The organism is Curtobacterium sp. 24E2 (genome assembly GCF_016925595.1).
GTDB lineage: Bacteria > Actinomycetota > Actinomycetes > Actinomycetales > Microbacteriaceae > Curtobacterium.
The window spans coordinates 2,054,435-2,079,369 of the sequence record NZ_CP068987.1 but is presented as its reverse complement, the minus strand read 5'-3'; the positions used below and the strand labels follow the sequence as shown (position 1 = coordinate 2,079,369).

General features: G+C 71.9%; 25 protein-coding genes and 2 pseudogenes. 17 read left to right on the top strand and 10 right to left on the bottom strand.

The genetic code is table 11. The annotated features are described in order from the left end of the window. Positions 1 to 60: 60 nt before the first annotated feature. Positions 61 to 708 carry an NAD(P)-dependent oxidoreductase gene (locus JN350_RS10345; RefSeq protein WP_205462141.1) on the bottom strand — a complete coding sequence of 216 codons (648 nt, stop codon included), beginning with the start codon at positions 706 to 708 and terminating at the stop codon, positions 61 to 63. Positions 709 to 814: 106 nt separating this feature from the next. Between JN350_RS10345 and JN350_RS10340 the strand changes: the two genes are divergently transcribed. Both JN350_RS10340 and JN350_RS10335 read left to right on the top strand, forming a co-directional pair. After that, a complete protein-coding gene (locus tag JN350_RS10340) occupies positions 815 to 1,177 on the top strand; it encodes a winged helix-turn-helix transcriptional regulator (RefSeq protein ID WP_111086871.1) in 363 nt (120 codons plus the stop codon). A gap of 237 nt (positions 1,178 to 1,414) precedes the next feature. After that, complete coding sequence (locus tag JN350_RS10335; protein ID WP_205462140.1) at positions 1,415 to 2,446, top strand: NADPH:quinone reductase; 1,032 nt, start codon at positions 1,415 to 1,417, stop codon at positions 2,444 to 2,446. Positions 2,447 to 2,516: 70 nt separating this feature from the next. Here JN350_RS10335 and JN350_RS10330 read toward each other — a convergent pair whose 3' ends face one another. Both JN350_RS10330 and JN350_RS10325 read right to left on the bottom strand, forming a co-directional pair. Next, positions 2,517 to 2,702 (bottom strand): hypothetical protein, encoded by a 186-nt coding sequence (locus JN350_RS10330; protein ID WP_205462139.1) that lies wholly within the window; start codon positions 2,700 to 2,702, stop codon positions 2,517 to 2,519. A 41-nt stretch (positions 2,703 to 2,743) separates the two neighbouring features. Further along, positions 2,744 to 3,553 carry a hypothetical protein gene (locus JN350_RS10325; RefSeq protein ID WP_205462138.1) on the bottom strand — a complete coding sequence of 270 codons (810 nt, stop codon included), beginning with the start codon at positions 3,551 to 3,553 and terminating at the stop codon, positions 2,744 to 2,746. A gap of 113 nt (positions 3,554 to 3,666) precedes the next feature. Here JN350_RS10325 and JN350_RS19400 point away from each other — a divergent pair. The 3 genes and pseudogenes from JN350_RS19400 to JN350_RS10315 form a co-directional block, all read left to right on the top strand. After that, positions 3,667 to 3,804: pseudogene (locus JN350_RS19400) on the top strand (patatin-like phospholipase family protein); the annotation flags it as partial. A 148-nt stretch (positions 3,805 to 3,952) separates the two neighbouring features. After that, positions 3,953 to 4,561: a patatin-like phospholipase family protein gene (locus JN350_RS10320; RefSeq protein ID WP_240347262.1), complete on the top strand. Its 609-nt coding sequence runs from the start codon at positions 3,953 to 3,955 to the stop codon at positions 4,559 to 4,561. Between the two features lie 142 nt (positions 4,562 to 4,703). Beyond that, entirely contained in the window at positions 4,704 to 6,587 is a 1,884-nt protein-coding gene (locus JN350_RS10315; protein ID WP_461962854.1) for a S9 family peptidase, read from the top strand. Between the two features lie 102 nt (positions 6,588 to 6,689). On the opposite strand, the gene JN350_RS10310 is transcribed toward JN350_RS10315, so the two are convergent. After that, positions 6,690 to 7,883: an acyl-CoA dehydrogenase family protein gene (locus JN350_RS10310; RefSeq protein WP_205462137.1), complete on the bottom strand. Its 1,194-nt coding sequence runs from the start codon at positions 7,881 to 7,883 to the stop codon at positions 6,690 to 6,692. A gap of 47 nt (positions 7,884 to 7,930) precedes the next feature. On the opposite strand from JN350_RS10310, the gene JN350_RS10305 reads away from it, so the two are divergent. Together JN350_RS10305 and JN350_RS10300 are read left to right on the top strand one after the other, a co-directional pair. Beyond that, positions 7,931 to 8,539, top strand: coding sequence for a QsdR family transcriptional regulator (locus tag JN350_RS10305; protein ID WP_123292424.1), 609 nt, complete (start codon positions 7,931 to 7,933; stop codon positions 8,537 to 8,539). Next, positions 8,536 to 8,979 (top strand): acyl-CoA thioesterase, encoded by a 444-nt coding sequence (locus JN350_RS10300; protein WP_205462136.1) that lies wholly within the window; start codon positions 8,536 to 8,538, stop codon positions 8,977 to 8,979. The genes JN350_RS10305 and JN350_RS10300 overlap by 4 nt, the downstream gene beginning before the upstream one ends. A gap of 127 nt (positions 8,980 to 9,106) precedes the next feature. Here the strand turns inward: JN350_RS10300 and JN350_RS10295 are convergent, their stop codons facing one another. From JN350_RS10295 to JN350_RS10285, 3 genes are all read right to left on the bottom strand, one after another. Then, positions 9,107 to 9,274: a hypothetical protein gene (locus JN350_RS10295; protein ID WP_205462135.1), complete on the bottom strand. Its 168-nt coding sequence runs from the start codon at positions 9,272 to 9,274 to the stop codon at positions 9,107 to 9,109. A 29-nt stretch (positions 9,275 to 9,303) separates the two neighbouring features. Continuing rightward, positions 9,304 to 9,462: a hypothetical protein gene (locus tag JN350_RS19395; protein ID WP_240347261.1), complete on the bottom strand. Its 159-nt coding sequence runs from the start codon at positions 9,460 to 9,462 to the stop codon at positions 9,304 to 9,306. Positions 9,463 to 9,887: 425 nt separating this feature from the next. Continuing rightward, positions 9,888 to 13,358: a proline dehydrogenase family protein gene (locus JN350_RS10285; protein ID WP_205462134.1), complete on the bottom strand. Its 3,471-nt coding sequence runs from the start codon at positions 13,356 to 13,358 to the stop codon at positions 9,888 to 9,890. Positions 13,359 to 13,439: 81 nt separating this feature from the next. On the opposite strand from JN350_RS10285, the gene JN350_RS10280 reads away from it, so the two are divergent. The 6 genes from JN350_RS10280 (at position 13,440) to JN350_RS10255 (ending at position 20,345) form a co-directional block, all read left to right on the top strand. Beyond that, the gene (locus JN350_RS10280; protein WP_205462133.1) at positions 13,440 to 14,369 is read left to right on the top strand and encodes a LysR substrate-binding domain-containing protein; all 930 of its coding nucleotides are present in this window, start codon (positions 13,440 to 13,442) and stop codon (positions 14,367 to 14,369) included. A gap of 91 nt (positions 14,370 to 14,460) precedes the next feature. Continuing rightward, positions 14,461 to 16,062, top strand: a complete 1,602-nt coding sequence (locus JN350_RS10275; RefSeq protein ID WP_205462132.1) for a hypothetical protein — start codon at positions 14,461 to 14,463, stop codon at positions 16,060 to 16,062. A 226-nt stretch (positions 16,063 to 16,288) separates the two neighbouring features. Next, positions 16,289 to 17,701 carry a hypothetical protein gene (locus JN350_RS10270; RefSeq protein WP_205462131.1) on the top strand — a complete coding sequence of 471 codons (1,413 nt, stop codon included), beginning with the start codon at positions 16,289 to 16,291 and terminating at the stop codon, positions 17,699 to 17,701. A 266-nt stretch (positions 17,702 to 17,967) separates the two neighbouring features. Continuing rightward, a complete protein-coding gene (locus JN350_RS10265; protein ID WP_205462130.1) occupies positions 17,968 to 19,548 on the top strand; it encodes a putative Ig domain-containing protein in 1,581 nt (526 codons plus the stop codon). Positions 19,549 to 19,713: 165 nt separating this feature from the next. Next, positions 19,714 to 20,211, top strand: coding sequence for an FMN-dependent NADH-azoreductase (locus tag JN350_RS10260; protein WP_205462129.1), 498 nt, complete (start codon positions 19,714 to 19,716; stop codon positions 20,209 to 20,211). After that, positions 20,208 to 20,345, top strand: coding sequence for a hypothetical protein (locus tag JN350_RS10255; RefSeq protein WP_205462128.1), 138 nt, complete (start codon positions 20,208 to 20,210; stop codon positions 20,343 to 20,345). The genes JN350_RS10260 and JN350_RS10255 overlap by 4 nt, the downstream gene beginning before the upstream one ends. 2 nt (positions 20,346 to 20,347) lie before the next feature. Here JN350_RS10255 and JN350_RS20190 read toward each other — a convergent pair whose 3' ends face one another. Both JN350_RS20190 and JN350_RS20185 read right to left on the bottom strand, forming a co-directional pair. Further along, positions 20,348 to 20,905 carry an MBL fold metallo-hydrolase gene (locus JN350_RS20190; protein WP_275897975.1) on the bottom strand — a complete coding sequence of 186 codons (558 nt, stop codon included), beginning with the start codon at positions 20,903 to 20,905 and terminating at the stop codon, positions 20,348 to 20,350. Between the two features lie 104 nt (positions 20,906 to 21,009). Beyond that, a pseudogene (locus JN350_RS20185) lies at positions 21,010 to 21,246 on the bottom strand (MBL fold metallo-hydrolase); the annotation flags it as partial. Positions 21,247 to 21,491: 245 nt separating this feature from the next. Between JN350_RS20185 and JN350_RS10240 the strand changes: the two are divergent. From JN350_RS10240 to JN350_RS10230, 3 genes are all read left to right on the top strand, one after another. Continuing rightward, positions 21,492 to 22,535 (top strand): ATP-dependent DNA ligase, encoded by a 1,044-nt coding sequence (locus JN350_RS10240; RefSeq protein ID WP_205462126.1) that lies wholly within the window; start codon positions 21,492 to 21,494, stop codon positions 22,533 to 22,535. Between the two features lie 138 nt (positions 22,536 to 22,673). Further along, positions 22,674 to 22,835 carry a hypothetical protein gene (locus tag JN350_RS10235; RefSeq protein WP_159573681.1) on the top strand — a complete coding sequence of 54 codons (162 nt, stop codon included), beginning with the start codon at positions 22,674 to 22,676 and terminating at the stop codon, positions 22,833 to 22,835. Further along, positions 22,832 to 22,975, top strand: coding sequence for a hypothetical protein (locus JN350_RS10230; RefSeq protein ID WP_159573682.1), 144 nt, complete (start codon positions 22,832 to 22,834; stop codon positions 22,973 to 22,975). The genes JN350_RS10235 and JN350_RS10230 overlap by 4 nt, the downstream gene beginning before the upstream one ends. Before the next feature lie 19 nt (positions 22,976 to 22,994). Here the strand turns inward: JN350_RS10230 and ligD are convergent, their stop codons facing one another. Further along, positions 22,995 to 24,014, bottom strand: coding sequence for a non-homologous end-joining DNA ligase (gene ligD / locus JN350_RS10225; protein WP_205462125.1), 1,020 nt, complete (start codon positions 24,012 to 24,014; stop codon positions 22,995 to 22,997). A 32-nt stretch (positions 24,015 to 24,046) separates the two neighbouring features. Between ligD and JN350_RS10220 the strand changes: the two genes are divergently transcribed. After that, on the top strand, positions 24,047 to 24,883 hold the full coding sequence (locus JN350_RS10220) for a DUF429 domain-containing protein (RefSeq protein WP_205462124.1): 837 nt from the start codon (positions 24,047 to 24,049) through the stop codon (positions 24,881 to 24,883). Positions 24,884 to 24,935 lie beyond the last annotated feature (52 nt).

The following is a 24,935-nucleotide window of genomic DNA, read 5'->3' as shown; positions in this document are numbered from 1 at the left end:
GGACGGACGGGAGGCACGGGGCGGCCCCGCCACGCGCCTCCCGTCCGGTGAACGGTTGCCTCAGTAAGCCACGCCGAAACGCGCCTGGTGGTGCGCCGGGTTCGCGATCTCGTCGACGAAGGCCAGGCCGAAGTCGTCGCCGGAGATGTCCGAGTTGCCCTCGGCGTCGGTCAGCAGGACCTCGTCGGTCGTGCGGTACGTTCCGCGACGCTCGCCCGGGTTGTAGCTGCCGTAGCCGGCGGCCGGGCTGACGTAGAACCAGTCGACGTCGGTGTCCGAGGCGCGGAGCGCGTCGAGGATCTGCGCGTGGCTCTTCGCCTCGCCCTTGAACGCGTCCGGGAACTCGGCCGAGTCGAACAGGCGCGGTCCACCGTCGGCGACGAGCAGCGAACCGGCGCCGCCCACGATGCCGAGACGCGCACCGGCGCTGGCCGCAGCGTCGACGAAGTGCTGGAACCGGTCCTTGAGCTCACTACCGTCGGCCTGGACGGCGTGCAGTGCGACGACGACGACGTCGGCGTCCTTCGTGACCTCGGCCACGAAGTCGGCGTCGAAGGCGTCGCCCTGCGCCAGGGTCAGGCCCTCGGCGGCGTCGAGCTTGCTCGTGTCGCGGGCGACGGCGGTGACGGCGATGCCACGGGAGAGGGCTTCGCGGGTGATGGCGGAGCCGGCGTAGCCGGTGCCTCCGAAGACGACGATGCTGGTCATGCTGTTCCTTTCGTGGGGCTGGTGCTGCTCACCGTACAAGAGTTACTCTCTTTGAGTAAGTAGGCACCTCACGGTGCGTAATGGAGCTCGCGTCACGGAGGCCAGGATGTCAGCGCTCGAGTACAGCCCCTACGCGGCGGACTGCCCCAGCCGGCAGCTGCTCGACCGCATCGGCGACCGGTGGAGTGTGCTGACGATCGGCACCCTCGCCGACGGGCCGCAACGGTACTCGGCGATCGCGAACCGGGTGCAGGGTGTGTCGCAGAAGATGCTCACGCAGACCCTCCGGGCGCTCGAACGGGACGGGCTCGTCACCCGCACGGTGTTCCCCGAGATCCCGCCGCACGTCGAGTACGAACTGACCGATCGCGGCCGGTCGCTCCGTCGGGTGCTCGAGCCGCTCGAAGCGTGGGCGACGTCGCACATGGACGACGTCGCGGTGTCGCGCGTGGAGTACGACGCGCGCTGACCCGGCGCGGGTGGCGGGGCGCGGGCGGCGGGGCGCGGCGCGTGCGGTGGGGCGCGGGCGGCGGGGCGCGGCGCGTGCGGCGGGGCGCGGCGCGTGCGGCGGGGCGCGGCGGGTGCCGGGGCGCTTCGTGAGCAGGAATGGTCGGGTCGGCAGCGTCCACTCGACCATTCCTGCTCACGAAGTGCCGCCACGCCCACACTCGGAATCCCAGACGGCGGCAAGTGGTTGCCTGGGGACATGCGATCGATCGTCTACACGAAGCCCGGTGACAGCAGCGTCCTCGAACTCGTCGAGCGGGACGTGCCCGAACCCGGCGCCGGCGAGGTCCGCGTCCGCGTCGTCGTCTCCGGCGTGAACCCCACGGACTGGAAGGCACGGGCGGGCGGCACCTACGGCGACGGCCTGCCCTTCCCCGAGATCACCCCGAACCAGGACGGCGCCGGTGTCGTCGACGCGGTCGGCCCGGGTGTCGAGGAACTCGCCGTCGGCGACCGCGTGTGGCTCTTCATGGCCGCCGCCTCGCGCCCGACGGGCACCGCGCAGGAGTACACCGTCGTGCCGGAGACCCGCGCGGTCCGCCTGCCCGACGAGACGAGCTTCGACGTCGGCGCCTCGCTCGGTGTCCCGGCGATGACCGCGCACCGCGCCCTCACGACGCACGAGGACGGCCCCGCACGACTCGGCCCCGGTGCGCTCGACGGCGTCACGGTGCTCGTCGCCGGGGGTGCCGGAGCGGTGGGGCACGCGGCGATCCAGCTCGCCCGTTGGGCCGGCGCGACGGTGATCACGACGATCAGCTCGGATGACAAGGCCTCCCTCGCCACCGGGGCGGGTGCCCACCACGTCGTGAACTACCGACAGGACGACGCCGCGACCCGCATCCGTGAGATCGCGCCCGACGGCGTCGACATCGTCGTCGAGGTGTCGATCCCCCAGAACGCCGAACTGGTCGCCGACGTCCTCGCGAACCACGGCGTCGTGTCGATCTACGCGAACAACGGCGGCGACGAGGCGACGCTGCCGATCCGCCCGAACATGAGCGTGAACGCGCGCTACCAGTTCCTGCTGCTCTACACGATCGGCGACGAGGCCCTGGCCGCCGCGGCCGAGGACGTCACCGAGGCGCTGCACGACGGCGTGCTGCCGGTCGGCGCGGACGCGGGTCTGCCGCTCACCCGCTTCGACCTCGCCCGCACCGCGGACGCACACGACGCCGTCGAGCAGGACACCGTCGGCAAGGTCCTGATCGACGTTCCCGAGGCGCAGTAGCCTCGACGCCCAGACGACGAACGGCTCCCACACCCGTGGGAGCCGTTCGTCGTGGACGATGCGGGAAGGGTCAGCGACCCAGGCGCGCGGCGATGGCTGCGGCGACCCGGATCCGGGCGGCTTCGCGCTCGCGCTCGAGGTTGGCGGCGATGACGTCGAGGTCTTCGTAGTCGGCGTCGGTGGTGGTGTCGTTCCAGTTGGGCGATGAGATCCGGGCACGCCCGAACGACGGCGGAGCAGGGTTCACGGTCGTCATGAGGGCATCGTACGTCGAGCGTCCGACAGAGCGTGTGAGCATCACGGGCCTTTCCTTGGATTGCGGTCGCGCTCGGGGAACGAGTAGGTCAACGAGAACGCCACGGCCATGAACGACGCCATCATCGCGATGTTCTTGGCGTCGAGTTCGCTGAAGGCGTCGGAGACCGGGGAGTCGACGGTGAGCATGCCGAACGAGTACTGGTCGGACCGGATCACCACCGAGACGTACGACGAGTAGCGCGGTTCGAAGCCCGGCGCGTCCTGGTCCACGTCGACGTCGGCCGAGCGGTCGCCGACGATCCGGGGCGATCCCCCGACCAGCACCCACTCGAGGTTGCGGTCGCCGTAGGGCGTGCCCGCGCGGAAGACCCCGGCGGTGTCGCCGGCGCCGCCGTGACCGATCGGCTCGAGCGCACGCAGATCGGTGGACAGCTGGTACACGTTGGCGCGGACGTCGGGCACCTTCGGCAGCAGGTAGAACGCCAGGGCCACGGCGACGCGGTCGGCGACGACGGAGAGTTCGGCGTGGCGCTCGGAACGGGGCAGTTCGGTGAACCGGACGAGCCGGGTGGCGATCTGGCCGAACGCGTACCGGACCGCCGTCGACTGTTCGAGTTCGGCCGCGGTCGCGTTCTCCTCGGCCACCGACCGCGCAGCGTCGCTGCGTCGGGTCCGGACCACCTGCACCGCCACGGCACCGGCCAGCACGACGAGCCCGAACACGACGAGCGACAGTCGGACCGCCGGGGTGGCGAACAGGTTCGGCAGCTGGAACGCCGCAGTGGGCGCGGCCGCCACCACGATCGGCCACCCGACCGTGCCGACCCGTCCTGAACGCTGTTGCCCCATGACCACGACGCTAGGTCACGCCACCGACGCAGACGGAGTTGTCCACAGGTCGGTTCTCCACAGGATCTGTCGGCCTCCACCGGCCCGTCGCACGCAGCTGGTAAGCAAGACCCATGACCGATGCCAGCACGCCCGTTCCCGGATCCAGAGCCCTCGTCCTGGGCGGTGGTGGCGTCGCCGGGATCGCGTGGGAGGTCGGGGTGCTGTCCGCCCTGCAGGACGCCGGCGTCGACCTCGACGCTGCTGACCTCGTCGTCGGCACGAGCGCCGGCAGCGTCGTCGGGGCATTCGTCCGGAACCGCGCGGTGCAGCAGGCGTACGACCAGCAGCACACCCCCGCACCGACGACCTACGTCGAGCCGCCGGCCATCGACACCGACGCCGTCCAGCAGCGGATCGGTGCCGCGCTCGAGGGGCGACCGGCGAGCAGGACGCCCGCGCCCGCCTCGGCCTCGCCGCCCAGCAGGTCACCGACGGACAGTCCGACGACGAGCGCGTGGCGACCTTCGCCGAAACCCTGCCGTCCACCGACTGGCCTGCCAAGCCGCTCGCGATCACCGCGGTCGACGCCACCGACGGCACGTTCCGGCTGCTGACCGCAGCCGACGGCGTCCCGCTCCCCGCGCGGTCGCCGCGAGCTGCTCCGTGCCGTTCGTGTGGTCGCCCGTCGGCATCGAGGGGCGACCGTACGTCGACGGCGGGGTCCGCTCCGGCACGAACGCCGACGCCGCCGCCGGACACGAGCGTGTCCTCGTCATCGCCTGCGGTCCCGAGGGTCCGTCTCCGGTCGGCCCGTGGCTCGACGTCGCGGTCGAGTCGCTCCGCGCCGGCGGCAGCTCGGTCGAGGTCGTCGTGGCCGACAGCACCGCGCAGGAAGCCTTCGGCACGAACTCGCTCTCACTGGCCACCCAGGCTCCCTCGGCCGAGGCCGGCCGCGCCCAGGGCACAGCGGTCGCCGAGCAGATCGCCGCCTTCTGGGCCGATGACCTGGTGAGCGTGGTCGCATGACGACGCCGTTCTCCGAACTCGACCAGTACATCGCGCTCCCCGGGTCGACGGGATCGCGATCAGCCCGGACGGAGAGCGCGTCGCCCTGACGGTCAGTGCGCTCGACCCGGATCACACCGGATACCGGCGCTCGGTCTGGCAGGTGCCAGCCGGCAAGGGCGATGGTGGCGCACCCGCGTCCCCCGTCCGCCTCACCCGGTCCGCCAAGGGCGAGGGCGGCATCGCCTTCACCCGCACCGGCGACCTGCTCTTCGTCTCCGCCCGCCCCGACGCCGATGCCACCGACGTCGAGGCCGCCCAGCTCTGGGTCCTCCCGGCAGCCGGTGGTGAAGCCCGCCCCCTCACGCGGCTCACCGGCGGGGTCGGCGGCGTGCTCGCGACCGCAGCGGCCGCCGACACCGTCGCGCTCACCGCCGACCTGCTGCCGGGTGCCGGCTCTGACCCGGCGACCGTGCTCGACGCCGACGCCGAGCTCCGCAAGGCCCGCGCGGACAAGAAGGTCCGCGCGATCCTGCACGAGACCTACCCGGTCCGGTACTGGGACCACGACCTCGGCCCCGACCAGACGCACGTCCTCACACTCGACACGGCCGGCGGATCAGACGAACTCGCGCAGCCCGTCGACCGCACGCCGGCACCCGCCCGGTCACTGGACCACGTCAACGGGGCACTCACGCCCGACGGGTCCGTCCTGTTGGCAGCCGTGGGCGTCCGGGAGGCCCGTGGGGACCGCTCGACGCTCGTCACGATCGACTGCACGAGCGGCCACCGCACGGTGCTGTTCGACGACGTCGACGTCGACCACGAGATGCCCACCCTGAGCCATGACGGCCGCACGATCGCGTGGGTCCGGACGGTGCGCTCCACCCCCGCCGGCGCGCACCAGCAAGAGGTCTGGACCGCCGGCATCGACGGCTCGGACCCGCGCCGCATCGCCACCGACTGGGACCGCTGGCCGAGCGAGCTCGTGTTCGAGCACGGCGACCGGGCACTGCTCGCCGTTGCCGACCAGGACGGCCGGGCACCCGTGTTCCGCATCCCGCTCGACGGCGCAGCCGTCGAACAGCTGACCCACGACGACTGGGCGTACTCGAGCCTGCGCGTGGCGGAGGCGAGCGGTGTGGTCGTGGCGCTCCGGGCCTCCTGGGCGGCGCCGCTGCACCCCGTGCGGATCGCGACCGACGGCGTGGTGACCCCGCTCGCGACGCCCGCGCCCCTGCCAGAGGTCCCCGCGCACCTGGAAGAGGTCGAGACGACCGCGGCCGACGGCGCGCGCGTGCGCGGCTGGCTGGTCGTGCCGGAGGGTGACGGCCCGCACCCGCTGCTGCTCTGGATCCACGGCGGGCCGCTCAACTCGTGGAACCAGTGGTCGTGGCGGTGGAACCCGATGCTCCTGGCGGCGCGCGGGTACGCCGTGCTGCTGCCGGACCCAGCGCTGTCGACCGGCTACGGGCTCGAATTCGTGAACCGTGGGTGGAACGCGTGGGGGCAGGCGCCGTACACCGACCTGATGGCGATCACGGACGTGGTCGAAGCCCGAGCGGACATCGACGAGGCCCGTACGGCGGCGATGGGCGGCTCGTTCGGCGGCTACATGGCCAACTGGGTCGCCGGGCACACCGACCGGTTCCGCGCGATCGTCACGCACGCCAGCCTGTGGGCGCTCGACCAGTTCAACGGCACCACGGACTCGTCGCAGTACTGGTCGTCGATCTTCGACGCCGCCGGCATCGAGGCCAACGACCCGCACCGCTTCGTGGCGGACATCACGTCACCGATGCTCGTCGTCCACGGCGACAAGGACTACCGGGTGCCGATCGGCGAGGGGCTGCGACTGTGGTCCGAACTCGCGGAACACCACGCGGCCGACGACGGCGCGATGCCGCACCGGTTCCTGTACTTCCCGGACGAGAACCACTGGGTGCTCTCGCCGCAGCACGCCGTGGTCTGGTACGAGACGGTGTTCGCGTTCCTCGAGCAGCACGTGCTCGGCCAGGAGTGGGAGCGGCCGGAGCTGCTCGGGTAGCGCGGGCGTGGCGGTCGACCCGGAACGACACGATCGACGTCGCACGACATCGAGAACGTCGTTCCGGCTCGGATCCGCCCGACCGACCCGGGTCCGCCCGCGCTAGACGAACGCGGCCTGGCCCGTGATCGCCCGCCCGACGATGAGCGTGTTCACCTCGCGCGTGCCCTCGTACGAGTAGATCGCCTCGGCGTCCGCGAAGAACCGGGCGACCCCCTTGTCGAGCACGATGCCGTTGCCGCCCTGCACCTCGCGGCACCAGCCGACGGTCTCGCGCATCTTCGCGGTCGCGAACGCCTTCGCCAGTGCGGAGTGCTCGTCACCCCCGACGCCGGCGTCCTGCATGGCCGAAGCCTGCGTGCAGAGCGCGATCGAAGCGGTGATGTTCGACAGCGACTTCACGAGCAGGTCCTGCACGAGCTGGTGCGACGCGATCGGCTTGCCGAACTGGATCCGCTCGCGGGCGTACGCGAGCGCTGCTTCGTAGGCGCCGACCGCGATGCCGACGGCCTGCCAGGCCACCTCGGTGCGGGTCAGGCGGAGCACCTCCGCCGTCGACCGGAACGAGTCGGCGCGCTGGAGCCGACGCGACTCCGGCACCCGCACCCCCTGCATGACGATGTCGGCGTTCTGCACCCCACGCAGCGCGATCTTGTCCTCGATCTTGGTGGCGGTGAAGCCGGGGGTGTCCGTGGTCACCAGGAAGCCCTTCACCTGCTCGTCGGCGACGTCCTTCGCCCAGATGACGACGACGTCGGCGAAGGTGGCGTTGCCGATCCAGCGCTTCTCACCGTCGAGCACCCACGAATCGCCGTCGCGGCGAGCGGTGGTGCGCAGGCCACGGGCGGAGTCGCTGCCGGACAGCGGTTCGGTCAGGCCGAACGCCCCGATGAGTTCGCCGGCGGCCATGCGCGGCAGCCACTCGCGCTGCTGTTCCTCGCTGCCGGCGACGGCGATCGAGTTCATCGCCAGACCCGACTGCACACCGATGAACGTCGCGACGCTGGCGTCGACGCGTCCGAGTTCGAGCGCAGCCCACCCGCGATACACGGCCGAGTTCTCGAACTGGCGCACCAGCGGGATACCCGGCCCGTACATGCCCAGCTCGGCGAGGGGCGCGATCACCTGCATCGGGAACTCGGCGCGTGCCCAGTACCCGTCGGCGATGGGCGCGACCTCGCGCTCGAGGTACTCGCGGAGCCGCCCGATCGACGCGCGCTCCGGCTCGGTCAGCTGTTGTTGGAAGCCGTAGAAGTCCGATTCGAGGAGGCCCGTCGTGGGCGTCAGCGTTGACATGGAACCAACGATGCATCACTCTCGAAAACGTTGCAAGAGAGGACCGCGTGTACACATCGGATTCTGCGCTGCGCGCCTTCCGGGAGGCCCGCCACACCTTCATCGACGGCTCACGGATCGACATGGGCGCGTTGGCTGCCGCACTCGGCGTGGACCGTACGTCGCTGTTCCGGTGGGTGGGCAACCGTGACCGGTTGCTGTCCGAGATCCTGTGGTCCCTCGCAGTCCCGACGCTCGACCGGGCGTCCCGTGCTGCCGACACGATCGGGTCGTCCGGAGCGGCGCGCATCGTCGACGTGCTCGACCGGTTCACCGCCGACCTCATCGAGGCCACCTACTTCCGCGCGTTCCTGACCCGCGAACCCGCGCGGGCGATGCGCCTGCTGACCACCTCGGAGAGCGACGTCCAGAGCCGGTTCGTCGAGCGGGTCACCGCGCTCGTGGTCGAGGAGCAGTCGTCCGGCGAGTTCGATCCGGCCCCGCTGTCCGCCGAGGAGCTCGCCCGGCTGCTCGTCCGGATCTCAGAGTCGTTCACCTACGCTGAGTTCATCTCCGGTGAGGCCCCCGACCCCGTCCGGGCACGCGCCGCGTTCGAGTACGTGCTGCGCCCCGCCGCCGATCACGCCACACCCGCACCTCCGATCGGAGACCGATGACCATCGACGAGTACCCGTTCCGCCGCCTCTACCCCACTCGGTGGAACGACAACGACATGTTCGGGCACGTCAACAACACGATCTACTACTCGGCGATGGACAACGCGTCGACGTACTGGTTCCGCGAGGAAGCTGGCCTCGACCCCTTCACGTCGGAGTGGATCGCGGTACTGGTGTCGTCGAGCTGCCGCTTCGTCGAGTCCGCCGTCTGGCCGGACGTCATCGAGGTCGGGATGCGGTCCAAGCACCTCGGCAACACGAGTCTGTCGTGGGAGTTCGGCCTGTTCCGCCAGTCCGACGGCGCCCTGCTCGCCACCGGAGAATTCGCGCACGTCATCATCGACCGCGAGGGCGCCCGCCGACCGATCCCCCTGCCGGAGTCGCTCCGCGCGCTCGTCACCGGCACGATGGTCGCCCCGGAGCCCGCCGTCGCCGACTGACCGGGGTCAGCGCACCGCGCCCGGGCTCGTCCCACGTGCCTGCGCACAACCAAAGTGCCCTCGAACTGCGCAAACGCGTGGTTCGAGGGCACTTCGGTTGTGCGGGCCGGACTGGAACCGAGCCGCGTCAGGGGCGGTAGTCGTCACGGCGCGGCTGGTTCAGCCGTACGGCGAGGTCGTCGCCCGCGGGCTTGGCGCCGTTGAGGGTCCCGAGCACCTTCGCAACGGTCGACAACACGAAGCCGATCCCCCGGCCGATGGCCTGCGCGAAGCGCATGACGTCCCCTCTCGTCACCCCATGCTAGCCCGCGGCCCGAGAACTACTCAGGACTTGAGGGCAGCGAGCTCGAGGTTGATGTCGTCGGGGTCCTGCACGGACAGGATCACCATGCCGGCGTCGCCGAGGTCGGTCACCTCGCCGTGCTCGACCCCCGCGGCATCGAGACGTGCGGCCGCCTGGTGCAGCTCGTCGACCGACCCCACGACAGAAGCTCACGTGGTCGAGTCCCACCGTGTCCGGGTTGAACGTCTGCCCCGCCGGAGCGACCGGGCGGAGACCGAAGACCTGATCGCCGAGCCGGAACACGGAGCCGCCGTAGAAGCGCTCGCGGTCCTCGCGCACGCCGGGCTCGTCGACCTGGTCGCTGAAGTCGATCGCCGGGTCGGTGCCGAGCAGCTGCTGGTAGAACGCCTTGCTGCGGTGGATGTCGGTCACGGTGACGCGGACGTGGGCGAGGGCGGTCGGGCGTGCGAACGGTTCGGTCATGGTGGAGCTCCTCCGGGTTCGACCCGACGCAGGGCCGTCGGGTACGCGCCGTGGTTGCGACGCGCACCCGAGGCAACGCTGTGCCCCTCCGAAGCACCCGTGGCCGTGCGGCGACCGGACAGCGGTGAGCCGCGCGGAGACGCTAGACGAGCTCGTCGGTCAGGTGGTTCGGCGTGCCGAAGCGGTGCGCCGTGATCGACACCGCCTGCTCACGGACGAACGGCAGGATCTCGAGCCGACCGGCCTCCGTCACCGGGCCGCCGTACACCGCGACGTCGGGACGCCCGCCGATCGCCGAGTACAGCGCCGAGGTGTCACCACCGATGAGCCGGACACGGGTCGACGGGCCCGACGCGATCGACGACGCGAAGGACTCGTCGGAGACCGACTGCGCGACGGACCGGGCGATGGGCAGCGAGCGGATCGCCGAAGCGACGGACTCGGGCAGCGCCGCGACCGTCGACACCTCGATCGTCGTGCCGGCTCGGAGTGCGGCGGCAACGACGCGCACGAGCTCGACCACCGAGGCGTCAGCGTCGGAGTCTGCAACCGCAGCGAGCCGCACGTGCACCGACGGGAACGGCAGGTACCGCGCGATGTTCCGCTCGGCGGTGAGGGCCGAGACGTCGGTCGCGGTGCCGAACAGCGTCGACCAGGCCTGCTCGTCCGATGCCAGCGACCGGTCGAGCACCGACGAGGTGACCCCGGCTGCCTGGGCGAAGGCGCTGACCGGAGCGGACGGAACCGACGCAGCAGTCGACGGAGCAGGCGCCCACGACCCCAGCCCGAGCAGGTAGTTCAGCCCGCCGGCCTTCGTGCCCGCGCCGACGGCCGACTTCTTCCAGCCACCGAACGGCTGCCGACGGACGATGGCGCCCGTGATGCCGCGGTTGACGTAGAGGTTGCCCGCCTCGATGCGCGACAGCCACTGCCCGATCTCGGCCGGGTCGAGCGAGTGCAGGCCCGAGGTCAGGCCGTAGTCGACCTCGTTGACGATGTCGATTGCTTCGTCGAGGGTGTCGGCGGTCATCATGCCGAGGATCGGACCGAAGTACTCGGTGCGGTGGAACTCCGAGCCGCGGCGGACGCCCTGGCGGACACCGGGGCTCCAGAGCTTGCCGGTCTCGTCGAGCTGCTTCGGCTCGACGGCCCAGGTCTCGCCCGCACCGAGCGTCGTCAGGCCGGCGAGCAGCTTGCCCGAGGCCGGCTCGATGACCGGGCCCATCTGGGTCGTCGGGTCGGTCGGGTAGCCGACGGTGAGCGAGGACACGGCGTCGAGGAGCTGGTTGCGGAAGCGCTTCGACTTCGCGACCGAGCCGACCATCACCACGAGCGACGCGGCCGAGCACTTCTGGCCGGCGTGCCCGAAGGCCGAGGCGACGACGTCCTTCACCGCGAGGTCGAGGTCCGACGACGGGGTGACGATCACGGCGTTCTTGCCCGAGGTCTCGGCGAGCAGCGGCAGGTCCGGGCGGAACGAGCGGAACAGCTCGGCGGTCTCGTAGGCACCGGTGAGGATGACCTGGTCGACCAACGGCGAGGCGATGAGCTGCTGGCCGAGGTCGTTCTCGGACACCTGCAGGAACGCGAGCACGTCGGCCGGGGCTCCGTGGGCGTCGAGCGCGGTCTCGATGATCGAGGCGAGGACGGCCCCGGAGCGCTCGGCGGGCGGCGCGGGCTTGAGGACGACGGCGGACCCGGCGGCGAGTGCGGCCAGGGTCGAGCCGGCGGGGATCGCGACCGGGAAGTTCCACGGCGGCGCGACGAGGGTCAGCGTGGCCGGGGTGAAGGTGGCACCGTCGAGATCGTCGAGCTGGGACGCGAGCGAGCCGTAGAAGTGCGCGAAGTCGATCGCCTCGGACACCTCGGGGTCGGCCTGGTCGATGGTCTTGCCGGTCTCCGCGGCCATGACCTCGATGAGTGCTGCGCGGTTCGCCTCGAGCGCGTCGCCGACGGCGTGCAGCACGGCGCCACGAGCGGCACCGGACCAGGTCCCCCAGACCGCACCGGCGGCCTGGACGCGAGCGAGCGCCGCGTCGAGCGACGCGGCGGAGTCGACCCGGGCCTCCTGGACGGCGCGGACGCCGAGCGTCGACGACGCGATCCGGTCCGTGATCGCGGACCCCCACTGACGCACCGACGCGACCGACGGGTCGCTGTCCGGCGTGTTCTCGAACCGGCCGGGCCCGGGGCGTCCGACGGCCGCGTAGCGGTCGGCGACGCGGTGGGACGCGGGGGCAGCGAGGCCCTCCGGCGTGGCGAGCGGCACGAGCGAGGCGCGGAACCGCTCTTCTTCGCGGGCGAACAGCGGCGGCGACGACACGAGCGAGAAGACCGCGGACATGAAGTTGTCTTGCGAGGCACCTTCTTCGAGGCGGCGGATCAGGTACGCGATCGCGACGTCGAACTCGCCCGGGTGGACGACCGGCGTGTAGAGCAGCAGCGACCCGACGGTGCGGCGGACGGCCTCGGCCTGGCCCTGCGCCATGCCGAGCAGCATCTCGAACTCGATGCCGTCCCGCACACCACGTTCGCCGGCGAGCAGCCACGCGTGCGCGACGTCGAACAGGTTGTGTCCGGCGACGCCGACGCGGACGTTCTCGACGCGGGACGGGGTGAGCGCCCAGTCGAGCACGCGCTTGTAGTTGGTGTCGGAGTCCTGCTTGGTGTGCCAGGTGGCGAGCGGCCAGCCGTGCACCGAGGCCTCGACCTGCTCCATCGGCAGGTTCGCGCCCTTGACCAGGCGGACCTTGATGCCGGCACCGCCGCGGGCACGGCGGGCGGCGGACCACTCCTGCAGCTGCTCCATCGCGGCGAGCGCGTCGGGCAGGTACGCCTGCAGGACGATGCCGGCTTCGAGACCGAGGAACGCGGGCTCGTCGAGGAGCTTCGTGAAGACCGCGATCGTCAGGTCGAGGTCCTTGTACTCCTCCATGTCGAGGTTGATGAACTTCGCCGGGGTCGAGGCCGCGGCGCGCTCGAACAGCGGGCGGAGCTGCTCGACGATGTCGTCGACGGCGTGGTCGAACGCCCACGGCGAGTGCGGGTGCACGGTCGACGAGACCTTGATCGACACGTAGTCGACGTCGTCGCGCGCCAGGAGCTTGTGCGTCCCCTCGAGCCGGCGTGCGGCCTCGCGCTCGCCCAGCACGGCCTCGCCGAGCAGGTTCACGTTGAGCCGGACGCCGTCCCGCTTGATCTTCGCGATCGCCGGGCCGAGCTTCGAGTCGGTCGCGTCGACGATGAGGTGGCCGACCATGCCCCGCAGCACCCGGCGGGCGATGGGCACGACGACGCCCGGCAGCACCGGCGCCATGCCGCCACCGAGGCGCACGAGTCCGCGCATCGCTGCGGGCAGGAAGCCGGGGGCCCCGGGCGCGATCTGCCGGAGCTTGCGGGCGGCGACGGCGAGGTCTTCCGGGCGGACGACGCCGTCCACGAAGCCGACTGCGAAGTCCAGACCGGCGGGGTCGGCGAGCACCCCGGCGAGCTGCTTGGCGGAGCCGTCCACCGGGAACGACTCGGCCTCGGCCAGCCACTGTCGGACGAGTGCGACGGACTGGTCCGCCAGGGCGTCGTGGTCGGTGGCGGGGTGCTCCTGCAGGGTCGTCATGGGATCAGTGTGGAGCTCCCGACTCATCAGCGGAAGCAACGGTTCGTGATGGATACCCGTAAGACCCGCTACCGTGAGCACGTGCTCGATGTCCGCCGTCTCGTCCTGCTCCGTGAGCTCTCGATCCGCGGCACGATAGCGGCCGTCGCCGAGGCCGTGAACTTCACCCCGTCGGCGGTCTCGCAGCAGCTCAGCGCCCTGGAACGCGAGGCCGGTGTGCAGCTCCTGCGCAAGGCCGGGCGACGCCTGCAGCTCACCCCGCAGGCCGAGGTCCTCGTCGCCGCAGCCGGCCACGTGCAGGACGTGCTCGAGCAGGCCCAGGCGCAGGTCGAGGAGACCATGCCGACGGTGCAGGGGCGGGTGCGCGTCGCCGTGTTCCAGTCCGCTGCCCTCGCACTGATGCCGAACGCGCTGCACGAGATGGCCACCGAGCACCCCGACGTCCGGGTCGAGATGGTGCAGCGTGAGCCCGAGACCGCCCTGAACGAGACGTGGGCGCGCGACTTCGACATGGTCATCGCGGAGCAGTACCCCGCGCACGCAGCACCGCACCTGACCGGGCTCGACCGTTCGGACCTGACGACCGATGCCGTCCGCTTGGCACTGCCACCGCTCGACACCGCGCTGCTGCCGGTCTCGTCGCTGGAGGACGCCGAAGCGCTGCCGTGGGTGATGGAGCCGCGCGGGACGGCCTCCAGGCACTTCGCCGAGCAGGTCTGCCGGCGCTGGGGCTTCGAGCCCGACGTCCGGTACGAGACCGCCGACCTGCAGACGCAGATCCGGCTCGTGGAGTCCGGGAACGCCGTCAGCCTGATGCCCGACCTGATGTGGACGGGGCGGACGACGACGTGCCGACTGGTCGAGCTGCCCGAGCACCCGCGCCGGACCATCTTCACGGTGGTCCGGTCGGCCGGGTCGTCCTCCCCTGCGGTCCGCGCACTCCGCCACGCCCTGGAGCGCGCGGCCGCCGCGGTGGGTGACGCCGGTACGGACGTCGTGACCGATCCGTGACCTCCGACACGTCAGGACCGGTCATCCTCGGACACTCCTTGGGTAGAGGACGCTGATCGAGCGTCCCGCCCAGGCATCCGAGGGGGATCCCATGAACCAGTCCTGCAAGTACACGCTCCGCCGCAGCGCGGCGATCGGAGCGGCGATCGCGATCGTCACCGCTTCGTCGGCGTTCGGCATCGGGGCGAGAGCCGCCTCCGCGGCGACCGACGAGACTGCTGCACCGAGCACCACCGCGACGTCCGCACCGCAAGACGCGACCGCAGCACCCGACACCACGGCGGCCGGCACCGACACGCAGCACGGCGCGCCGGACGGCGCGCCCGCCGACCCGGCACCGACCACCGACTCGGGGCCGACCACCGACCCGGCACCCACCACCGAGACGGCGGCGCCGGACAACACACCGGATTCCACCCCGGCCGCGACCACGACGCCCACCGCGGACCCAGGGTCGACGACCCCCGCCGCCGCCGAACAACCCGCTCCCGAGGCATCGACGCCCGTCACCTGGGCGGAGCCGTCGACCAAGGACGCGCCGATCGTCCTCACCGCGACCGCCGGTCAGCCGTTCTCGCACACCTTCACCGCCCAGGGCGGCGACGGCCCACTGGAGTACCTGTTCAACCCGCTGAACTTCTTCCCGAACAACGACGTCAACGGCTGGTCCTGGAACGAGCAGACCGGTGTCCTGAGCGCCACGCCGAAGAGCACGATCGACGGGCCCGCACTGTTCGAGGTCACCGCGACCGACCTGCACCAGAGCGCCGTGCAGTACGTCCAGGTCGACATCGAGCCCGGCGCCCCGGTGGGTGTCACGTTCGGTGTCGACAGCTCGGAGTCCGACGTCAGCTGGCAGGTCGACGCCGACGGGACGATCCGGGAGTACACGCCGGGTGGCACCGGCGAGACCGTCGTGTCGGAGGTCCCCGCCACCGTCGGCTCCTCGATGACCCTCGCGGGGCTGGCCGTCGATGCACTGGGCAACCGCACCACCCCGGGCGACGAGTACCCGCGTTCGACCGTCACGAGCACCATCGCGTCCGACGGCGTGGTCTGGGACCCGAACTGGTCGGCGAACACGGTGACGTTCTCGGAGCCGGGCACCCGCACGCTGACGGTGTCCGAGGGCGGCGTCTCGACCTCGTTCACGGTCCGCGTCCCTGAGGACCCCGCTCCCGTCGCCGGCATCGCCGTCGGGGTGCTCCCCGCGGACGAGACGTCCGGCGACCGGTGGGGCGTCGAGGGCGACGTGATCACCTACTACCCGGCGGACGGCGACCCGCAGCGGGTCGACGCGATCCCGGCCCGGCAGGGTGACCGGGTGCAGATCCGCGCCCTGGCCGTGGACGCCGACGGGCAGCCGGTCGGCGACCACGCCGACCTCACCTTCACGAGCGACGTGGCCAGCGACCGCATCGAGTACGACCCCGAGGCTGCGGCCACCTGGGTGACCTTCGACCACGCGTCGCCGCACACGATCACCGTGGCCTACGGGGACGTGACGAGCACCATCCGCTTCGAGGTACAGCCGACGGCGACGACCGTGGTCTCGACCACCCACACGCCGACCGCGTCGGGCACCCTCGCCTACACCGGTGCCGACGAGTCCGGCCCGCTCGCGTGGGCCCTCGGCCTCCTGGCATCGGGCGCCGGCCTGCTCGTCTGGCGCCTGCGTCGCCGACTCGGCTGAGGCACGTCACGGCGACCGCCTGACGGACTGGAGGCGCGGGGCACGACCGCCCCGCGCCTCCCGTCCGTCGTCGCGCGATCCTGTGAGAAACCCCAGATCAGAGCGGGTATTACCGAGATGAAACCGTGATCTCCGGCGGGATCGGAACAGGCCCGCGAACCGTACTGTCAGCACTGACGAGCGCACGACCACCGGGCGCTCGCAACCAGGACTCCCAGGGGGAACCATGCACCAGTCCACCAAGCCGCCCGTCCGCCGCGCGGCGACGATCGGCATCGTCGTGGTGGCGACGGCCATCGGCTCGGTCATCGGCGTCGGCGCGTCCGCGACGGCGGCGACGCCGACGGAACCGACGACACCGACGAGCACCACCACGGCCACCGCGACGCCGAGCGCCAGCCCGACGACGGAGACGCCAGCGCCGACGCCGAGCGCCAGCCCGACGGCGAGCGCCCGCCCGACGCCGAGTGCGAGCCCCGCCGCGAAGGCCTCGGACAGTGCCACCCCGGCGGCAGCACCGGGTGACGGCAGCGACCTCGCGTTCACCGAGCCGTCGACCCAGGCCGCCCCGCTCGCCCTCACCGGCACGGTCGGCACGCCGTTCAGCCACACCTTCACCACGACGGGCGGCGACGGCACGGTCGCGTACGCCATCCAGGACGCCCCGTCGGCGGACTACACGGTGAACGTCGAGACCGGCGAGCTGAGCGGTACCCCGACGACCGCCGGCACGTTCGACTTCGAGGTCGTCGCCCTCAGCGGGTCGACACAGGTGACCGAGTACGTCCGCCTGACCGTCTCGGCGTCACCGGTCGTCTTCACCGAACCGTCGACGAAGGCGAAGCCGCTCGCCCTCACCGCCACCGCCGGCGCGACGTTCACGCACACCTTCCGCACCACGGGCGGCACGGGGTCGCTGGCGTACGCGATCCAGGACGCGCCCTCGACCGACCTCACCGTCAACGTCGAGACCGGGGTGCTCACCAGCACGGTCACGACGGCGGGCACGTACGACTTCGAGGTCGTCGCCCTCCGCGGCACCGCGACCGCAACGGAGTACGTGCGCCTGACCGTCATGCCGGCCGCACCCGTCGGGGTCCTCGCGATCGTCGACACCGGCACGCCCGGCGCGACGGTCTGGTCGGTCGCCCCCGGTGGCGTGATCAGCGCGTTCACCGGCGGCGGGGATCCCCTCGGCACCGTGTCGTCGATCCCCGTCCAGCAGGGCGGCTCGCTGGAGGTCTCCGGCCTCGCCGTCGACCGGTTCGGCAACCCGACCGCACCGGCTTCCGTGAGCACCGGCTTCGGCGCGACGGTGACCAGCTCGGTGGCGTCCGACCAGGTCGTCACCGATCCCCGGGGCGACGCCTCGAAGGTGACGTTCCCGCACGCCTCGGACCACCGTCTCACCGTCACGCAGGGTGGCGCCTCGACCACGTTCGTCGTCGCCGTCCGTCCCGTCGCCGCGGCCGCGGTCGCGGTCGCGACCACGACGAGCGGCACCGGCACCGGCACCGGCACCGGCACCACGCTCGCCTACACCGGCGCCGACGAGAGCGGCCCCCTCGCCTGGGCCCTCGGCCTCCTCGCCGCCGGCGGCGGCCTGCTGGTCCACCGCCTGCGTCGCCGTCGCGCCTGAGACGTGACCGACGAACGGACGGGAAGCCCGGTGCCAGCTGGTACTCGGGCCCCCGCCGGCCGGTGCCCGGCAGACGCGCCAGCGGCTGCCGGTCCGTGTCCGGCGGGGAGCCTCCCGTTCGTCGTGCGGGAACCCCCAACCATGGTCACATTCTGATCAAGACGGTCGTGTCCGCGCGCGGGTACCAATACGATCCGAGCAAGCCGAGGATTCTCGGCGGATTCTTATGTTCCGGCACCCGACCGGACTGAACCCTTGGGGAAGAAGTGCGCCGTAGCACCTCCACCGTCCGACGCGCGTGCGCCGTCGGCACCACCGTCGCGCTGATCGGTCTCACGACCGGTCTGGGCGTCATGACCGCCACCGCCGCCACCGCAGCCGAGCCGACCACGGCCGTCACCACCCCGGCGACGACCGGCACCGCTGACGGCACCACGCCGAGCGACTCCGCGACGGACGGCACCGGCACGCCCGCGGCCGACACCGGTGCGACCGACGGCACCCCTGCCGCCGGCGACACGACCGGTGGCACCACCGGCGGCGACGACGCCCCGGCGGGCGACGGGACCGGCACCACCGCCCCGACCACCGAGCCGACCGACGCCGCCACCCCCGGCTCGGGTTCGACGGCCCCGGCCGGCACCCCCGCCGCCCCGGCAGCGACCACGCCCGCCGAGCCCACCGTCACCGCGACCACCCCGGCCGCAGCGGCGCAGTCGGTCACCATCACCGGCGACCTGTACGTCGGCTCGGACCTCGTCGCGCGACAGTCCGGGTTCACCAAGGGCAGCAAGATCTCGTACGTCTGGACCTCCGAGACCGGTGCCGTCCTGTCCGAGAGCGCCACCTACACGATCGCGGCCGCCGACGCCGGTCAGGAGATCACGGTCACGCTCGAGGGGTCGGTCGCGGGCGAGACCGCCACGGCGACCACCGAGACCGCCGTTGCCCCTGTCTTCGTGGACGAGGACGGCCAGCCGCTCTCCGACGAGGAAGGCGACACGTCCATCGAGGCCACCGCCGGCGAGGCCTTCTCGCAGACCTTCCGTGCCCTGAGCACCCCGGCGCCGGTGCTGTCGGCATCGTCGTTCGACGACGACGGCGACGAGCAGTCCACGCTGCCGAAGGGGATCTCCTTCGACGCGAAGACCGGTGTGCTCTCCGGCACCCTGACCGACGCCGACCAGTACTACCAGGTCATGATCACGGCGACGTCGACGAGCCCGAGCGGCACCGTCTCGAACCAGCAGTTCGTCGACATCGACGTCCAGGCCGGTGCCCCCGTCGGCATCGAGGTCGTCACGCTCAACCAGAACGCGCTCGAGGACGGCAGCGACACCACGGCGTGGATCATCCACCCGAACGGTGACGTCTACACGGGTGACCTGCTCAGCGACTCCGAGCCGGTCAAGGGCGGCAAGGTGACCGTCAAGCAGGGCGGCACGCTGCTCGTCTCCGGTGCCCAGGTCGACCGCTTCGGCAACCAGATCCAGCCCGACTTCGACGAGGAGACCGGCGAGCCGGAGTTCTTCGTGCCGACCGTCACCTCGGACGTCGCGTCCGACGTCATCGCCGCGGACTCCGAGCTGGGCGGGGTGGGCCTGGTGTCCGTCACGTTCCCGCACGCGTCCACGCACACCCTGACCGTCTCCGGTGCCGCGGTGCCGAGCACGGTCTTCGCGGTGGACGTGCAGCCGACGATCGCCCCGGCCGCCGTCATCAAGCCGATCGTCCCCGCGGCGGTCGCCACGCACCACGTCGGCTCGGGCCGGCTCGCCTACACCGGAACCGATGCGACGGGTGCCCTCCCTGGGCGCTCGGCCTGCTCGTCGCCGGTGCCGGCCTGATCGGCGCCCGCACCCTGCGCCGTCGCCGCGCACAGCGCTGACGGTCCCCGTCGTCTCCCGTCCGTCGCGTGCCCGCGTGACGGACGGGAGGCCGGCTCGGCCCCGCCTGTCCCCGCACCGGGGCGGCGGGGCCGTTTCCGTCCCACCGTCGGTAGCGTGGGCACCATGCCCACGCTGCTGCACATCGACTCCTCGGCCGACCTGTCCCACTCCCGTTCGCGCGCGCTGACCGCCGCGTTCGCCGACGCCTGGCGCGCTCGTGGTCCGGAGTACACGGTGGTCCGCCGCGACCTGCACGTCGACCAGCTCCCGCACCTCGAGACCTCGGCGCTGCACTGGGCGGCAGTGGACCGCACTGCCGACGAGTCCGTCGCTCCCGAGGCCGAGGCACTGCGCCAAGAGGTCATCGACGAGCTCCTCGCCGCCGACGTCGTGGTCGTCGGGTCGCCGCTGTACAACTACACGGTGCCGTCGACGCTCAAGGCCTGGATCGACCGCATCCACGTCCCCGGGGTCCTGGCGGGCGACGTGCAGCCCTGGCCGGCCGGCCGGTGGTCACCGTGGTCAGCCGTGGCGCGACCTACGACGCCGGCACCCCGACCGAGGACTGGGACCACGGCTCGCCGGTCCTGCACCTCATCCTCGGCACGGCGCTCGGCATGAAGCTCTACCCGATCACGGTCAGTGCGACCCTGGCCGACCGGCTGCCCGACCTCGCCCCGCTCGCCGAGCACGCGTCCGCCGAGCTCGCCGACGCGAAGACGACCATCGAGCGCCTCGCCAGCACGCTCGGCTGAGGTCAGGCGGGACGGACCTCGCCCGACCGGCCGAGCAGCTCCGCGTGGAACGCCGTCTGCGTCAGCGCACTCGCGAGCAGGAACCCGGTCATCGACTCGATCCCGCCACTGAACGGCACGCGTGCGGCGACCTCGAACAGCGTGGGCCGGTCGAGCGCGTCGAGCGCCTCGGCGACGTGCCGCGACCGCTCCTCGCGGTGTCGAGCCAACGTCTGCGCGCGTGCGACGACGTCGGCGAACCGGTACTCGTGGCCCGGGCAGACCTCCATCCCCGCGTGCACGTCGAGTCGGCCGAGCGACGCCAGGTAGTCGCCGAGCGGGTTCGTGTCGGTGCGCCCGCCGAGGCCGATCCCGGAGTTGATCCGTGGCAGCACGTGGTCACCGGTGAACAGCAGCCCGTCCGCCTCGTCGACGAAGCACACGTGCCCGGCGGTGTGCCCGGGCGTCCAGAGCGTCCGGATGGTGCGCCCCGGGATCGGCAGCACGTCGCCGTCGGCCAGCAGCAGGTCGGCGTACGGCGCCTCGCTCCGCCCGAGTCCGATCCGTCGCCCGCTCCCCACGCAGCGACGACCCCGTCGTGCAGGTGCTGCGGCAGGCCCCACGTGGCGATGTCCGCGTCGTTCTGCACCGCGTCGGCGCGCTCACAGTCCAGCGCGGCGACCTCGAGCCCGTGCATCGCGACCCGCGCACCGGTCGCTCGACGGACCGCGGCGGCGGCACCGAGGTGGTCGGCGTGCAGGTGCGTCACGGCGACGAGGGACACGTCGTCGAGCGAGCGGCCGATCGCCGACAGTGCGGCGCGCACCTCCTCCAGACCGCCGTCGGCCGACCACCCGGGGTCGATCAGCGCGAGGGACCCGTCCGCCCCCTCCACCACGTAGACCAGGGTCGCATCGGGCACCCCGAACCGGAACGGCACCGCGAAGGTCCAGATGCCCGGCCGGACCTGTTCGACGGGCGGCAGGACGCCGTCGCGGAGCGCGGCGGCCTGCACGGGGCTGATCGGTTCCGGAGTCGGCGCTGCCGACGGGGGCACGGTCGTCACCCGCACCACAGTACTGACGCGAGCCGACCTGCCCAGCGCACTCCGGGCCTCCCGTCCGAAGCGCGCAGCGCTGCCCACCCGCGCCCGAGTAGACACGACGCATGGAGATCGCACCGATGCTGGCCAAGGCCGTCGCCGACGTCCCGGAGCCCGACAGCGTGACCGGCGGCCTGCGGTACGAACCGAAGTGGGACGGTTTCCGCGGCATCGTGACGATCGACGGCGATGACGTCGAGATCGGCAGCCGCGGGGCAAAGCCCCTCACGCGGTACTTCCCCGAACTCGTCGAGGCCTTCCGCGCGCAGTTCGGCGGCCGCGACCACCCGGTGGTGTTCGACGGCGAGGTGATCCTGCGCTCCGGCGAGCCCGGAGCCGAACGCCTCGACTGGGAGGCGCTGTCGCAGCGCATCCACCCGGCTGCCTCGCGGATCGCGAAGCTCAGCGTCGAGACGCCCGCGCAGTTCGTCGCGTTCGACCTGCTCGCGGCGGACGGCGACGAGCTGGTCGACCTGCCGTTCGACGAACGCCGCGACCGGCTGGAACAGCTCGCGAGCGGTATGTCCGAACCGCTGTTCGTCACGCGCACCACACTCGACGTCGACCAGGCCCGCGAGTGGCTCACCACCTTCGAGGGCGCCGGACTCGACGGTGTGGTCGCCAAGCGCCGTGCCAAGCCGTACGAACCGGGCAAGCGGACCATGCTCAAGATCAAGCACCACCGCACCGCCGACGTCGTCGCGATCGGGTACCGCGTCCACAAGAGCGGCTCGGGCGTCGGGTCGCTGCTCGTCGGGCTGTACGGCGACGACGGTGAGCTCCGCCAGGTCGGCGGCGTCTCCGCCTTCTCCGACGAGCGCCGACTCGCCCTGGTCGACGAGCTCGAGCCCGTCGTGCTCCGCGATGCGGACGGAAGGCCCGTCACCGGTGACGGGGAACGGTCGCGTTTCTCGTCGGGTCGCGACACGTCGTTCGTCCGGCTGGCGCCGGAGGTGGTGCTCGAGGTCCGGTACGACCAGATGGAGGGCGACCGGTTCCGGCACACGGTGCAGTTCGACCGGTGGCGTCCGGACCGCGACGCGGAGTCGTGCGGGTTCGACCAGCTCGAGGTGCCGTCGGCGTACGACCTGCGGGATGTCCTGTCCTGACGCGTGGTTGTCCGTTTTTCGTCGTCTTCCCGGTCATCGCAGGAAAGTAGTTAGCCGAACTAGCGAAACGCTGCCACGATGGTGATCAGCACCACGAGGCACCCATCCCGGGAGCCCCAGGACCGAAAGCGGATCGACATGAGCACCAGTACGCTTGTCCGCCACTCACAGCGGAACCCCTTCACCGAGGTACGCGAGGCACGTCGCCAGCGCACCCTGCAGCTCAGCGCGGTCATCAGCGCCATCGCCGGCGTGACCGCCACTGCGCTCGCCCTCGTCACGATCGGCCTGGGCTCGTGATCGTCGACGGCATCAGCGACGCGCACCGCGGCACCTGGTCCCGCCTGACCCGCCTCCACACGGCGAGCGTCGGGTTGCCGATGCAGACGTCCCGCGTCGACGACCCCGACCGCTCGACGGACACGCTGCCCGCCGTCTGACGGTTCGCGTTGGTCCGGGTCAGGACTTCTTCGCTCGGGACGGTTGCACGCGCGGCGGCTCGCCCGGCATCTTCGGGAAGTCCGGCGGGAACGGCAGTTCACCCGCGCCGTTCTCCAGGTCGCGCTCCCACCACGCCAGCAACGGCGCGATGCTCGCCGGCTCGTCGTGCATCGCCTGCCACGGGTCGCCGATCGTCGCCAGGCGCTCGGGGACGGTCCGGATCGTGAACGTCGTCGGGTCCGCCGTCGGCAGCTCGTCCCACGTGATCGGCGTCGACACCGAGGCGTGCGCCAGTGCGCGTGGGCTGTAGGCACCGGCCATCGTGCGGTCGCGGTTCGCCTGGTTGAAGTCGACGAAGACCCGCTGGCCGCGCTCCTCCTTCCACCACGCCGTCGTGACCCGGTCGGGCATCCGCCGTTCGAGTTCTCGGGCGGCGGCGATCACGGCGTGCCGGACGTCGAGGAACTCGTGCTCGGGAGCGATCGGGGCGAACACGTGCAGACCGCGGTTGCCGCTCGTCTTGATCCACGCCGTCAGACCCGCTTCGTCCAGGACCTTCCGGAGTTCTTGCGCCACGGGCACCGTGTCCGAGAAGTCCGTGCCGGGTTGCGGGTCGAGGTCGATGCGGAGCTGGTCCGGGTGGTCGCTGTCCTCGGCGCGCGATGCCCACGGGTGGAAGACCACGGTGTTCATCTGCGCGGCCCACACCGCGACGGCCGGCTCGTCGATGACGAGCTGCGGGTGCTCCCGGCCGCTCGGGTACGTCACCGTGACCGACCGCACGTAGTCCGGCGCACCCTTGGGCGGGTTCTTCGAGAAGAACTGCTCGCCGTCGACGCCGCCGGGGAACCGCTGCAGCGAGACGGGTCGGTCGCCGTTCGCGCGGACGAAGGCGTCGCCCACCGTCACCAGGTACTCGGCGAGGTGGGCCTTGGTGATCCCGGCATCCGGCCAGAGCACCCGGGACGGGCTGCTGATCCGGACCTCGCGGTCCCCGTCGGGACCGGGCACCCGCACCGTCGTCGCTTCGCTCGCCATGCAGCGGAAGGTACTCGGTGCACGATGGACGGGTGAGCGCGTACCTCGGAGTGGACCTGGCGTGGGGGCTCGGCACCGCGAGCCGCGCGCCGAACGAGACCGGACTGATCGCGATGGAGCGCGACGGCACGATCACCGACGCCGGGTGGGCCCGCGGGGTCGACGACGTCACGGCCTGGATCACGGAGCACCTCGGGCCGCGATCGCTCATCGCCGTCGACGCCTCGCTCGTCGTGACGAACCCGACCGGCATCCGCGAATCCGAACGGCAGGTCGGGCAGCGCTACGGCCGGTGGAAGGTCGCGGCGAACCCGACGAACCAGGCCTCCGCGGCGAGCGCCGGCTCCCGCCTGCTCGACCGGCTCACCGCGCTCGGTGTCGACTACGTGTCCGACACGGCATCGATGCACGCCCGGAGCGGGCCGGCGGTGTTCGAGTGCTACCCGTACACGACCCTCGTCGGTGTCGAGGAGCTCGGGTACGACGTCGAGCGGCCCCGCTACAAGCGCCTGGACCTGAAGGTGCCGGCCGCCGAGGCCTGGGCACGCCGCGCCGAGGCGTTCGACGAGCTCGTCCGGCGCTTGCATGAGACCCCGCTCGACCCGCCGTTGCAGCTCGACTCGAACCCGCTGACTGCCGGCCTCGCCGACCCGTCGGTGCTGCACGGGCCGACGCACAAGCACCGCGAGGACCTGCTCGACGGTGCCCTGTGTGCCTGGACGGCGGCGTTCTGGGAGCGTCACGGCGACCAGCGCGTGCAGATCCTGGGAGGCGATCCGGACCTCCCCACCGACCCGGTGGACGAGGCGGGCCGCCGGCCCGTCGTGGTGGCGCCCGCGCGCCCGTCGCAGCGGGGCGCACGCGGCTAGGGTTGACCGGTGAGCACGACGAGCGAACCCCTGCACATCGGGCTGGTGTCGC

What these genes read in the sequence shown, in the direction of transcription:
- JN350_RS10345 (WP_205462141.1), bottom strand. Translation starts at nt 708, where the DNA reads ATGACCAGCATCGTCGTCTTCGGAGGCACCGGCTACGCCGGCTCCGCC.
- JN350_RS10340 (WP_111086871.1), top strand. Translation starts at nt 815, where the DNA reads ATGTCAGCGCTCGAGTACAGCCCCTACGCGGCGGACTGCCCCAGCCGG.
- JN350_RS10335 (WP_205462140.1), top strand. Translation starts at nt 1,415, where the DNA reads ATGCGATCGATCGTCTACACGAAGCCCGGTGACAGCAGCGTCCTCGAA.
- JN350_RS10330 (WP_205462139.1), bottom strand. Translation starts at nt 2,702, where the DNA reads ATGACGACCGTGAACCCTGCTCCGCCGTCGTTCGGGCGTGCCCGGATC.
- JN350_RS10325 (WP_205462138.1), bottom strand. Translation starts at nt 3,553, where the DNA reads ATGGGGCAACAGCGTTCAGGACGGGTCGGCACGGTCGGGTGGCCGATC.
- JN350_RS10310 (WP_205462137.1), bottom strand. Translation starts at nt 7,883, where the DNA reads ATGTCAACGCTGACGCCCACGACGGGCCTCCTCGAATCGGACTTCTAC.
- JN350_RS10300 (WP_205462136.1), top strand. Translation starts at nt 8,536, where the DNA reads ATGACCATCGACGAGTACCCGTTCCGCCGCCTCTACCCCACTCGGTGG.
- JN350_RS10285 (WP_205462134.1), bottom strand. Translation starts at nt 13,358, where the DNA reads ATGACGACCCTGCAGGAGCACCCCGCCACCGACCACGACGCCCTGGCG.
- JN350_RS10275 (WP_205462132.1), top strand. Translation starts at nt 14,461, where the DNA reads ATGAACCAGTCCTGCAAGTACACGCTCCGCCGCAGCGCGGCGATCGGA.
- JN350_RS10270 (WP_205462131.1), top strand. Translation starts at nt 16,289, where the DNA reads ATGCACCAGTCCACCAAGCCGCCCGTCCGCCGCGCGGCGACGATCGGC.
- JN350_RS10260 (WP_205462129.1), top strand. Translation starts at nt 19,714, where the DNA reads ATGCCCACGCTGCTGCACATCGACTCCTCGGCCGACCTGTCCCACTCC.
- JN350_RS10255 (WP_205462128.1), top strand. Translation starts at nt 20,208, where the DNA reads ATGAAGCTCTACCCGATCACGGTCAGTGCGACCCTGGCCGACCGGCTG.
- JN350_RS10240 (WP_205462126.1), top strand. Translation starts at nt 21,492, where the DNA reads ATGGAGATCGCACCGATGCTGGCCAAGGCCGTCGCCGACGTCCCGGAG.
- JN350_RS10235 (WP_159573681.1), top strand. Translation starts at nt 22,674, where the DNA reads ATGAGCACCAGTACGCTTGTCCGCCACTCACAGCGGAACCCCTTCACC.
- ligD (WP_205462125.1), bottom strand. Translation starts at nt 24,014, where the DNA reads ATGGCGAGCGAAGCGACGACGGTGCGGGTGCCCGGTCCCGACGGGGAC.